This window comes from Arcticibacter tournemirensis, from assembly GCF_006716645.1.
GTDB lineage: Bacteria > Bacteroidota > Bacteroidia > Sphingobacteriales > Sphingobacteriaceae > Arcticibacter > Arcticibacter tournemirensis.
Genome location: NZ_VFPL01000001.1, coordinates 1,870,386 through 1,882,809, shown reverse-complemented (window position 1 = coordinate 1,882,809; position 12,424 = coordinate 1,870,386). Strand labels below are relative to the sequence as shown.

General features: G+C 45.0%; 6 protein-coding genes. All 6 read right to left on the bottom strand.

Going from position 1 to position 12,424, the window contains the following annotated elements; genetic code table 11:
* Positions 1–221: 221 nt before the first annotated feature.
* Positions 222–1,868 carry a beta-N-acetylhexosaminidase gene (locus tag BDE36_RS07945; RefSeq protein ID WP_141814441.1) on the bottom strand — a complete coding sequence of 549 codons (1,647 nt, stop codon included), beginning with the start codon at positions 1,866–1,868 and terminating at the stop codon, positions 222–224.
* Between the two features lie 116 nt (positions 1,869–1,984).
* A complete protein-coding gene (locus BDE36_RS07940; RefSeq protein ID WP_141814440.1) occupies positions 1,985–4,096 on the bottom strand; it encodes an alpha-L-fucosidase in 2,112 nt (703 codons plus the stop codon).
* Positions 4,097–4,111: 15 nt separating this feature from the next.
* Positions 4,112–5,977 carry a glycoside hydrolase family 35 protein gene (locus tag BDE36_RS07935; protein ID WP_141814439.1) on the bottom strand — a complete coding sequence of 622 codons (1,866 nt, stop codon included), beginning with the start codon at positions 5,975–5,977 and terminating at the stop codon, positions 4,112–4,114.
* A 161-nt stretch (positions 5,978–6,138) separates the two neighbouring features.
* Positions 6,139–7,125: a discoidin domain-containing protein gene (locus tag BDE36_RS07930; RefSeq protein ID WP_141814438.1), complete on the bottom strand. Its 987-nt coding sequence runs from the start codon at positions 7,123–7,125 to the stop codon at positions 6,139–6,141.
* 25 nt (positions 7,126–7,150) lie between these two features.
* Positions 7,151–8,854: a RagB/SusD family nutrient uptake outer membrane protein gene (locus BDE36_RS07925; protein ID WP_211360914.1), complete on the bottom strand. Its 1,704-nt coding sequence runs from the start codon at positions 8,852–8,854 to the stop codon at positions 7,151–7,153.
* Between the two features lie 22 nt (positions 8,855–8,876).
* A complete protein-coding gene (locus BDE36_RS07920; RefSeq protein ID WP_202618226.1) occupies positions 8,877–12,320 on the bottom strand; it encodes a SusC/RagA family TonB-linked outer membrane protein in 3,444 nt (1,147 codons plus the stop codon).
* Positions 12,321–12,424: the final 104 nt, after the last annotated feature.

Below are 12,424 nucleotides of genomic sequence, written 5' to 3'. Positions count from 1 at the left end.
AAGGCTGCTTAGCCATCGGTGCGCTCTCACCCTTTTTCACTTTTTTTCCTTCAAATTTATTGGTATCTTATCTTTTTTATCTCCTTTTTTTTCTGCTGTAAACATAGGAGAAATTAGCTATCAGATTTTTTTATGTGTCGCGCCGTTGCCACAACAACCACACCTCAAGCATAACCTACAAAGTCATAACGCATCAATTGCCCATTGTCAACTGTCCATTGTCAATTGTCAATTGTCCCTTGTCCATGGTCAATTGTCCCGTAATGCACCTTCCACAAGTCGTATCTCTTAATCTGCTCACGCAATCTTGGCTCAAAATCAGTCCAGTCCCTGGATTGCTTTGGGCTCCACAGCACCTCGCTCAATGCGCTGATTCTTGGGAATATCTGGTATTGTACTTTTGACGGATATTTAATATACTCAGTCCACACATTGGCCTGAGCGCCCATCACATACTTGCCTTGTGCTTCATTAAGTTCCTTCGGAACCGGCTCATACGAATATACTTTTCTTACAGTGGTATAGCCCCCTATCGTTAAAGAATCATCGGGCTTTACCTGCGAGTGATCAAAGTACACGTGACTGCCTGGCGTCATGATCACCTTATGATTCTGCTTAGCCGCTGCTATACCTCCTTCTTCACCTCTCCAGCTCATCACTATGGCATTCGGAGCTAAGCCGCCTTCCAGTATCTCATCCCAGCCAATGATCGTCTTTCCCTTGCCGTTAATATACTTCTCCATGCGCTGGATAAAGTAACTCTGAAGCTCATGCTCATCCTTGAGTCCTTTCTCTTTCATCAGCTGCTGGCAAAATGCAGAACGTTTCCAGTTATCCTTCGGACACTCATCCCCCCCAATATGAATATATTTTGAAGGAAAGAGCGGAATCACTTCATCAATCACGTCCTGAAGGAAAGAGAACGTTTTTTCTGTCGGAGCGAACACATCCTCAAATACCCCCCAGGTCTGCTGAACCTGCTTACCTGTAGTATCGCCCGACCATACTGTCTTTGGAGGAAACTTTGTAGACTCCTCAGGAAAACAGCTCAGTTCGGGGTACGCTGCTATAGCAGCTGAAGCATGCCCGGGCATTTCAATTTCGGGGACCACAGTAATGTATCTCTTCGAAGCATAACGAACCACATCTTTAACTTCCTCCTGAGTATAATATCCCCCGTATCTTTTGTTATCGTTACCGGTTCCGGGAAAATGTCCTATAACGGTACCGTTCCTGTATCCCCCCACCTGCGTAAGCTTCGGATATTTCTTTATTTCAATCCTCCACCCCTGGTCATCTGTTAAATGCCAGTGGAAATAGTTCATCTTATGAAGAGCCAGGTAATCAATATATTTTTTAACAAACGACACCGGGAAGAAATGACGCGCCACATCCAGATGCATACCGCGATAAGCAAAGCGGGGAGCATCACTTATTGAAACATAAGGAATTTTTAAGCCCGAAGTTTTCTCAGATGGCAGAAGCTGTATTAAGGATTGAACACCATAAAACACGCCCTCGGCATCATTTCCTTCAATATAAATTCCAGCTTTCTCCACACGAAGTGTGTAACCTCCAGCTTCCTTCCCGCTTTTGTTCAAACTTAAATAAACAGTATTGCCATTTCCTTTAGCCCCACGGCTCTTTAAAGGAAAACCATAAAACTGAATGAGGTAGTCATTTAAAAAATCAGCAGAATTCTGAAGTACAGGACTCTTAACAACAAGTTGAGTACCCTCATTCAATGTCAAAGACCCGCCGGTAGCCGGAATAGTTACCTTCGATGGTTTAGGAATAAGATTAATTTGTGCGGTAGCGCTGTAACAACAAATACACAGCACGATTAAAATTGTTAGTTTTCTGTACATCTCTTAATTTACTTATTTACGGTATTATATAATTCTGCTGACAATTTTCCGTACACCAAACGTAGTCGGTTAACTGCCGCCATGGTACTACGGATATTTTAAATTCATTTCCCCGCTTAGTTAATACTAAGCTCGGCAACACTCGCCTTGTTTCCCTCAATCAGGTTTAAAGCTACGAATTTTATGAAGCGTCCGCTAAGGGCTTCATTCAATTTTATTTTTTGTCCAATCCTGTTTGCTGCTATATTAGAAAACTCGCCTTTGGCAGCCAGCTGCCAGCTCCGGTTATCATCACTCACGTAAAAAGCATACTGATCAACAAGTCCGCTTCTTAAATTATTCTGCGGAGGAAAAAACGTGAACGATTGAATCCTCGTCACCTTACCAAGATCAATTACAACTTCTGCCGGCGACGAAGGTGTAACGGCACCTTCCTTTCCGGACACTTCTGCCACACTTCGCTCATTGTCATCAATAAGTGCTGATAGATTTCCATTTACAGGAAACACTACCTTCCATAATGTTTTAGCTATTCCAAACTCTTTCACACTCAGCTCACCCGCCAGGCGGTCCTTAAACGCCCTGGCTTTAACCACACCGTGCGACTTTAACAGGAACGGCTTGCTATAGACAGGCGAAAGAACAGTGGGTTCAGTGCCGTCAGTCGTGTAATGAATGCCGCTAACAGCGGCAGAGGTTTTCATTTGAACAAACCCATTTTTGTCTCTTGTAATTTCGGGCGCTGTCAAATGAACAGGTTCCGCATATAAACCAATTTCGCTTATCGCAGCACTAGCTGCAGACCGGTCTATCCGGAGACGTATCTTCCGGGCTGTATGGTATTGCGGAAGCCGTATCAGGCGCATTGAACCTATGCTGGTTGCTCCGGCAATCGGCTCCCAGCGCTTATCCTTTAAAACATAAACCGTAAACGAATCGATCCGCTGTCCGAGTTTAATATTCTCCCTGATCTTTATAATATTGAAAGTCTTGTCCTTTACAAGATCCACCGTAAGCTCCGGAGTTTTAATACCGTCATCAGTTGCCCAGTACGAATAAGGATCTGAATCGGTCAAAAAAGACGTACCGAATAACTTATGATTGTTGCCCCTTACGTTGGAAGCTTCAAACTTCGCACCTTTCAGAAGATTGGAACTGAACGTTTCCTTCAGTATGTCACCAAACTCCTTCAAAACCTGTACATCATTCTCATGCAGTATCCCTCTCCTGTCCGGCGAAAGCCCCAGGTCAAGTCCTGCCCCTCTGCCAACACTTTTAAAATAAAGGTCCAGTAAAACATACGGCGATTTTACTTTAGCGTCATCCGCCGAATGATAAAACCATCCCGGCCTGAGCGGCACATCACACTCCGCCGGCATCCAGTATTTTCCATCCCGGTGCCCCGTCGTTGCCTCCCAGTACTTAACAAACCCGTTAGCAGGCACTGCACCTTCCTCCGGCGCATGAGGGGTATATGTCTGCCAGCATGTTTCTCCCGCATGTCCTTCCTCGTTTCCTACCCAGCGTACGTCAGGCCCAACATCTCCGAAGATGGCCGCCATAGGCTGCAGGTCCCTCACAATCTTCCATGTGGTATCCCACCCGTAGTAAGTAGTCCGGTCTATTGTACGCTTCTCACGAGCACCGCCGTAATAGCCGTCGCCTCCATTGGCGCCATCGTGCCACGACATGAAAACAGGCCCGTAATTGGAATACAGTTCCTTCAGCTGTTCTCTATATATCTCTACATAGGCCTGAGTCCCGTATAGGGGGCTGTTCCTGTCCCATGGCGAACAATAGAGGCCAAGCTTCATTCCGAGCTGATCACAAGCCTTTTTGAACTCCATGATCATATCACCCTTCCCGTTCTTCCAGGGACTTTTGCTGATATTATGCCCGGTGGTTTTAGTAGGCCACAGGCAAAACCCGTCGTGGTGTTTAGCCACAACTACAACGCCCTTAAAACCACCTGCCTTTGCAGCGCCAACAATCTGAAGGGCATCAAAACTTTGAGGGTTAAAGATCGCGGGATCGTCATCGCCATATCCCCATTCTTTGTCTGTATAAGTGTCCGGGCCGAAATGAATAAGGCAGTACATACCGGTTTCATGCCATTGCAACTGCGCAGGCGAAGGGACCGGCCCCCAGGGTTTAGGCTCCTGAGCGTAACTGTTTTCCGCAAAGGAGAACGAAAAACCCAATAGTATCGTTAAAAGCTTTTTTACCATAGCAACAAAATCATCTTAATTACTGCCACTTAGAGAGTCGAGTACCGGCTGCTTTACCGTCCTGACAGTGCTATGAGTTGTTTGGTTGAGCTGTTCAAGAATCACGATCTCATTCTTTCCCTTTGCGAGCCAGCAACCAGGAACATACAGCGTTTGCTGAGGACCAACATTCCAGAATCGCCCCAGATTATGCCCGTTAACAAACACGATTCCCTTTCCCCAGCTACTCATATCGAGGAAAGTATCTCCTGTTTCCGCTAACTCAAAAGAACCGGAATATAATACCGGCCGGCCTTCTATATTTTTCTCCGGAAGTTTACCTGTCTGAGGTTGAACATCGAATGGCATCTTATACATCTGCCAGCTTCCTGTAATCGCAAAATCGTTGATCATCACATCAGAAATAATGCCCTTGGTATTGTGAATGATCTGCTCTCCATAATTGATCCGCCCCATGTTCTCTACAAGAATGTCGAGAGTCCCGTTAAAGGGGATAGTAATATCGAGTTCGTACTTATTCTGAACACGGTTCAGTTCACCCACTCTTTTTCCATTCACATAAACGCCGGCATAATCCCTGAGCCCCTTTATCTGCAGCTTACCATTAACCGGCTGATTAAACCTCCTGCTGTACAATACATATCCCGAACCCTGATTGAGTTCTTCAAAGGTTAGAGGCTTATCACCACCTACTGGTGTTATTGTTTTCTTAAGATCAAGTACGTCAACAGCTCTTGTTAGCTTTATTTCCGGAATTTCGATAACCTTTATCTTCTCAGGGACAGCTGGAATAGGGTATTTCACATACTTCTTCATCAGGTCCCTTATCGCCATATATTTTTCTGTTGCCCAGCCTGCTTCAGATACCGGGGCATCATAATCATAACTGGTAATATCGGGCTGAATGTCGTGTTCCTCGTTGTAATTAGCGCCCGAAGTGAACCCGAAATTAGTGCCTCCATGAGCCATATAGACGTTAAAACTGATCCCGTTCTGAAGATACTTCTCTGTCTGCTTCGCGATATCGGCAGCGGGTACACGGTTAAACGGCTCAGCCCAATGGTCAAGCCAGCCGGGGTAGAACTCTGCCACCATATAAGGCCCCATACCTCCATGATACTTATCCACCGCCTTTTTCAGGTTGTCAATATTATTCTCACCATTCGCCGTAGGCAACACTCCCGGAATCGCTCCACCCTCAAACAGCCAGGTGCCGTCAGAGGTAAAGAAGGGAACGTTAAACCCGGCATTCTTCAACATCTCAAAGATCGCCTTGTTATACTTTCTATGCTCTTCAAGTGGAATATCTTTACGCTGAGAAACATAGGAGCCGAACTCATTCTCCGCCTGAACCATAATCACCGGACCTCCATTGCTAACCTGAAGGTTCTTTACCTGCTCAGCAAGCTTCGTTATATAAACCTTGCACGAATCCAGAAAAGGCTGATTGTTCGAACGTATCACCAGACCCGGATTCTTCTGAAGCCACCAGGGGTAACCTCCAAACTCCCATTCAGCGCAGGCGTAAGGACCTGGCCGGAGTATTACCAAAAGACCCTCTTCAGCAGCAGTTTTAATATACTCTGCCAGGTTACGGTTCCCCGTTTTAAAATCCCATACTCCCGGAGCGGTATTGTGATAATTCCAGAAGACATAAGTGGCTACTGCATTCAGCCCCATAGCCTTCAGCATCTTCAGACGATGCCGCCAGTATTCTTTTGGAATACGTGCATAATGCATCTCTCCTGAGTGGATCTGAATGGGCTTCGAATCATAAAGAAAGCTGCCATTCTTAATTTCGAAGGTGTGTTTCTTTTGTGCTGACGCATTAAAAGATATCAGAATAAAAAAAAGCAGGAGAGTTTTATAAATCAATTTCATTTTCTTTTCAATAGCGTTAAACAAATATATCAGCATTTCACCAACCATTTTCTTGAAACCTCTTCAATACCTCCAATATATCCCCTTAACAAACAAAGACACATAATACAGGAAAACAGGGTAGCCGGACAGAAAATAATCCCGTCCGGCTACCCTTGTTATTAGAATGCTGATATTTCTGCAAAAAAAGTAATATTGGTATTGCCGTTAGTGGCAGTAACAGTAACTCTGAAATATCTCACAGAATACGCTTGTGAGAAAAACACCGACTGTTTAGCATTGGTAACCTGTAGCTGATAGGTGCCCGCATTTTGCCAGGTAGTGCCATTGGGGCTGACATCAACAACCACTGTCTTCGGTGCCCCGTTAGGTGCGTTCTGCCTTGCCGTTAAATAGAGTCCCGACAACGTTTTTGTTGCTTTCATATCAATAGCAATATGGTGGGGAAGCGGCGGTTCACCTCCATCCCATTGGGTATGCCAGAAGGTATTTAATTTTCCATCCAGTGCAAAAATAGCCCTCCCATTGTCTGGGCCTTCTCCACTGGCTTCCTCTGAATCAACCGCATAAATAGTCCACGCAGACCTGTCCATCTCGGGATACACGGGAGGAGTTACCTTCACAACAAAATAGGTTGTGGCAAGGGTCCTGTTAACCGGAAAATTACCGCCTACCTCAGAAATACTGACAGGGATCATATAGTTATGCCCTTCGGTAATTTGTTTTCCGTTAATAGCAAACCCGGTATTCTCACTGATTGAAGTCCCTTTCTTTATTACAGAACTGGTATTCGAAAATGAAAATATGTTATCAGGTATCTTTTCGTATGCAGGCTTTCCGGCATTTACTCTGGCAGTGTTGATTGAATCCCATTTTGAGTAATCCACTGCAAAACTCACCTTCACATCTTCAGGTGCATTCAAATACCCAGAACCGGCAAAAAATGCATTAACGTCGAAAACGTAAGAGGTATCCGACTGAAGCGGCGCCCTTCTGCTCACTGTAATTTCCTGAAACTGTCCCGATACCGCCTGCGACATGTAGATCCGTACATCTCCATTTTTGTCAGTAAAAGAATCCTCTTTCTTGCAGCCCGCAGCTACTACAATAAAAGCCGCAAGCAATGTATATTTAAATATCTTCTTCATTATTATTCTGTTTAATGAATTACTGTTACCAACCTGTGTTTTGCGGCAGCAAAGCCGGATTAAGAGTAAGCTGATCGGTTGGTATTGGGTACAGATACATCTTATCAGTCCAAACCCTCGCAGTAATATTGGGGTACACTCTGATATAATTATTTGCATTTACCTGCACATTGCTAATCTGGCTTGCAGGATATTGAGCCCTTAACGCAGGGGTTAACTTCATACCTAATATCGTTTCCGGATTTTCAATTAGTTCCCCAGCCTTCCATCTCAACAAATCGTCGAATCTTAGTCCTTCTCCAACAAGTTCAATCCGCCTTTCCCTTCTTATCTCATCAAGTAGTACAGGAAGAGTCGGAAAATCCGACTGGGGGTCTTTAACCAGGGTCGCAATAACCATGTTTGCCATTCCCACGCGGCTTCGGATTTCGTTGATGGTCCGGTCAATGACCGCTTGAGTAGCTTCTCCGAGTTCAGCCTTAGCCTCTGCGAAGATCAGCAGTGTCTCTGCATATCTGAAGATGAACAGATCAAGCGTCGACTGGCTCTGCACCCATTGAAGTGGATCCGGACTATAATTTTTGACAAGAGCATATCCCGTAACCACCGAAGGAATGCGAGGCAGTGTCATCAGATCTTTCGTACCATCAGCATTGTTGGTGAAAGAAAACCCTCTGGTAGCAATGATTTGTGTATACCTCGGATCCCGGTTCATCTGTTCGTTGTCCGGCGTATCATCGCCCTGGTACAAAGGACTAAGAGATGTCGGCCGTCCGTCCCGCATCAGGATCGAACGAACAAAATTCTTGGTAAGTGCCGGCCATACGTTCGAGATATCACGCGTCAGGTTGTGCATACTTACGTTCCTGATATACCGCCGGGCCAGAATAGCCTCCTTATTCCCTTTAAGCTCTTCCTGAATAAACAGATTATAATAATCGGAAGAGGGGTTACCGGTCTTATAAATCTGATACCGGCCGCTGTTCATTAAAGTTTCTGCTGCCGCAGCAGCCTCACGCAAATAATTCTGTTCATCTCCCAGGGCATGATACTTTCTGAAAGTACCTTCCCATAAACAGATCCTCGCCTTTAACGCTAAGGCAACATCTTTGGTTATCCTGCCAGCAAAGTTTGTATTGGTTGCCTCCGCAGTATTGGTAACTGCATAATTTAAATCGGCAAGAACAGAATCCATAACCACCTTATGCGGTTGTCTCGGTCCGTATAAAGCCATTGAAGAGGTATCGCTCAGATCAGAAGAAAGCCATGGCACAGCGCCGAACCTTTTTACCTTATCCCAATAAAACAACGCTCTGAAAAAACGGGCCTCTCCTGCATAATAATTTTTTATCGTCTGGTCTATTTGCGCATTGTTATATCGTTTAAGGAAAAAGTTAACGTTCCTGATATTTGCCCAGTCAGATATCGCCCAACCGCCCCCGCTTGGAGGTACCACGTACTGGCTAGACAAAAAGGTGTTAATATTTCCCATTGCATAGTTGTCCGACCGCGCATCGGTACTATCCTCAGCTGTAGGGTTCCTCGCTCTTTGAACCGGCAAGTAATCATATAACCGGTTTACATACAGCTTCAGATCATTTTCATTCTTAAAGTAGGTTTGTTCACTGATTGCATCCAAAGGAAACCTGTCGAGAAAATCTTCCCTTTTACAGGCGGATGCCAGCAGTATCACAAATGATATATATACAATATGTCTTGTTTTCATCATCTAAAAAGTTAATATGAAAAAATTATAACCCTATCTGCAATCCAAATGCAATCGAACGACTCAGTGGATAAGTCTGTCCGTTCAGGACTTCCGGATCAAATGCATCATGCAGTTCTGTTATTTCGAATAAATTCTGACCCGTAACATAAACTCTCGCCCTGCTGATCTTTGCTCTTCCTGTCAGTGCTTTTGGAAGTGTGTACCCCACGGTTACTTGCTTTAACCGGGCATATGCAGCATTCTGCTTGTACTTGGTTTGCTCCATTTGATTATACCACGAGCCGATCTTATTCACAGGATAATAAGCATCCGGGTTTTGAGGAGTCCAGGTATCGAGGTTATATTTCAACGGAACTGACCATTCATCGGTGAAGCCCCAGAAATATGCTCCGTATAACCAGGCGTCCCTCTTCATCACTCCCTGAAAGAACAGTGTAGCATCAAAACCTTTGTAATCGGCAGAAAGGTTCAATCCGAACTGATAGCGGGGAGTCGTGTTTCCTATGACCCTGCGGTCGCCCGGATTTTGAAGGGTGTTATCACCTACGTTAATCGTTCCGTTTCCGTCAAGGTCAGCATAACGGATGTCGCCCGGAAGCCATGTTCCATTCCAGATCTCTTTTTGCGACGCCGACTTGCTGATTTCTTCGGCGGACTGAAAAAAGCCGGCAGTGGTATACCCCCACTGGTCCCCTAGCTTATAGCCATTATAGAAAGTAGAGACCAGGTTCGTCGGGTTAAGATCGAACTTCGTTATTTTGGAAGTATAATCCGACAGATTAAAGCCAACGCTATAGTTGAAATCATCTCCTACCCTGTCGTTCCATGTCAGGTTTAACTCCCATCCTGTGGTTTTTAAATCCACTGAATTTGTTTGAGGAGGATTTGCTCCCAGTACGGCGGGCAGAGGTGCTGAGGCATACAACATGTCCTTGGTTGCACGTCTGTATCTGTCGAAGCTAAGTCCCAGCCTGTTCTTCAGAAAAGAAGCATCCAGTCCAACGTTAAACGTCTCAACTTTTTCCCATGTAAAACCAGGATTTACTAATGTCGGAGCTCCTACATACGGGCTCGTCAGACCGTTGTCGAATATGTACCCTGTCTGCCCTGTGGGCATCGTGGCAATGTAAGGATAAGTCGTTTCATTGGTTCTAGTGCTTGTTAAGATGGCTTGATTCCCTGAGGTACCCATAGACCCGCGTAGTTTCAGGTTGTTCACATAGCCTTTCCACTTTTCAAAGAACTTCTCCTCCGAAACACGCCAGCCAGCAGAAACGGATGGAACGAAAAGATATCGGTCGCCTCTCCTGAACCTTGAAGTCCCGTCGTAACGTCCGTTCACTTCAAGTAAATACTTGTCGTCATAAATATAATTAAGTCTGAAGAAGGAACCACTAACAGCCCATTCAGACAAAGCTCCCCCAACAATAGGGTTCGGATCATAATTTGGAACAAGACTTTCCAATGTGGGATCTATCAGATTCTTTGCTGTTGCGTTAAAGCTCCTGTTCTTCTTCTGCTCCTCGTTATAACCCACCATAGCCTTGAAGTAGTGCTTTTTCGCAAAAGTATTTTCATACTCGGCATAGCCGTTTAATGCATAGTAAGTATCGCTGCTGTTCGTCTGGTATATGCGGCTAGGGGATGTCCAGGGATAGGTTCCAAGAAGGACTCCATCAACCCCATATTCGTTAAATGCCTTGTAATGCTGGGTCCTGTTATAGAAATACCCGTTCCATGTATAATCAGCTACGACCCTGACATTTTTGAGTGGCTTTAACACTACCCCACCGGTCATCCAGAGATCGTTTATATCGTACTTCTGACGACCATTTTGTTTCATTAAGGCCACCATATTAGTGTAGTTGCCCTGTCCTGAAAAATTACCATCGGGATGGTAAACCGGCATTAACGGAGTTAAATCCGTCGGAATAAACGACCATGTCTGTGATGTCTCATTTACAAACTGGGTACCATTAGGAGTATCGTAAGAGCTATGGTTCAGCGTAGCTTTGAAATTAAGGTCCATCCACTTGGTTGTGTTATTGCTCAGCTTCAAGGTAGCATTGTACCTGTCATACTGCTGGTCGGCTTCTTTTAATAAACCTTCCTGATTGAAATAACCCAGGCTCGCCATGTAACTTGTCTTTCCTTCTCCTCCAGCTAACGAGAGATTATGCTGCTGCTGAGGCTGATACCCGGGATATAACTCATCTATCCAGTCTGTACTTCCAACATACCGGTACTTCCGTGGATTGACAGGATCAGGATACACTGGTAAATTACTGCCAGGATCAGCAAGATATGCAGTAGCCCGGACGGAGTCTTCATCCGTATAATTGTAACTATTCCCGCCTGCCCTCCTGACGGCATCTCTGAACATATTAATATATTCGGGGCCATTGAGATACTCTGGCATCCTGGTAGGCCGTGAAAGCGAATAATTGCCCGAATAGGTAACACTTGTTTTCCCTTCTTTTCCGCCCTTTGTTTTTATCAGGATTACACCAAATGCGCCTCTTCCCCCGTAAATAGCTGCCGAAGCGGCATCTTTTAATACAGTTACACTTTCAACGTCTTCCGGATTAACCAGATTCGGGTCCATCACCACTCCGTCTACCAATACCAGCGGACTTTCATTCCCCGACAAAGTTCCCTGTCCCCGTAACTTAAACATCGCACCCTGACCCGGTGAACCATTTACCATCGAAACAGTCAGACCGGGCATAGTACCCTGCAGCCCTTGAGCAATATTAGTCAAAGGCCTGTCATCTAAAGTTTTAGCAGACACAGTCGCAACAGAACCTGTCAGGTTTGCTGCTTTCTGGGTACCATAACCTACTACAACCACCTCATTCAAGCTGTTATTCAAGGGTAGTAATTTGATGGCAAAAGGTTCAGTTCCCCTTACAGTTACTTCCTGTCCCTGAAAACGATAGTTCCAGGAGAAGTTCGATGCCTGCCCCCTTACTGTCACTTCCTGCACCTGATACCCGATATAGGAAATCACCAAAACAGCATTTTCAGGAACGTTCAGCGAAAATGAACCATTAAGATCTGTTGAAACGCCGCTGGTTGAACCTTTTACCTTAACGGACGCACCCGGAAGGGGCTGACCAGTTTCATCAACGACTTTTCCACTGATCCTTACCTCGCTAAACAGCTCCCCCTTGGGCACAATTGCCACAAGTCCGTTAGCCATCTCATTATAGGTATAAAGCGAGTTCTCCAGCATATGGTCCAGAACACTCATCACATCCTCGTTCGTTACGTTGATATCCATCTTTTTTCCTGAGGGAATCTTCCGTTCGCTGAAAACAAACCGATAACTGCTTTTCTTTTCAATAGCTGAAAGTACCTGTTTAAAATCTGCGGATTTTAAATTCAAGGTAACTTTGGTTTGTGAATACACACTTGCCAGAGCCTGGAAATTCAAAATAAGTATTAGTGCAAGTGTTAATTTCATGATTAACAGACATTTTAAAAGTCCGTAACATTTCCTCACACCCCTTGGGTGTACAAAAAATTTCATACTTTTGTTATGTTAAAAGGTGAACGATACAACCTGGT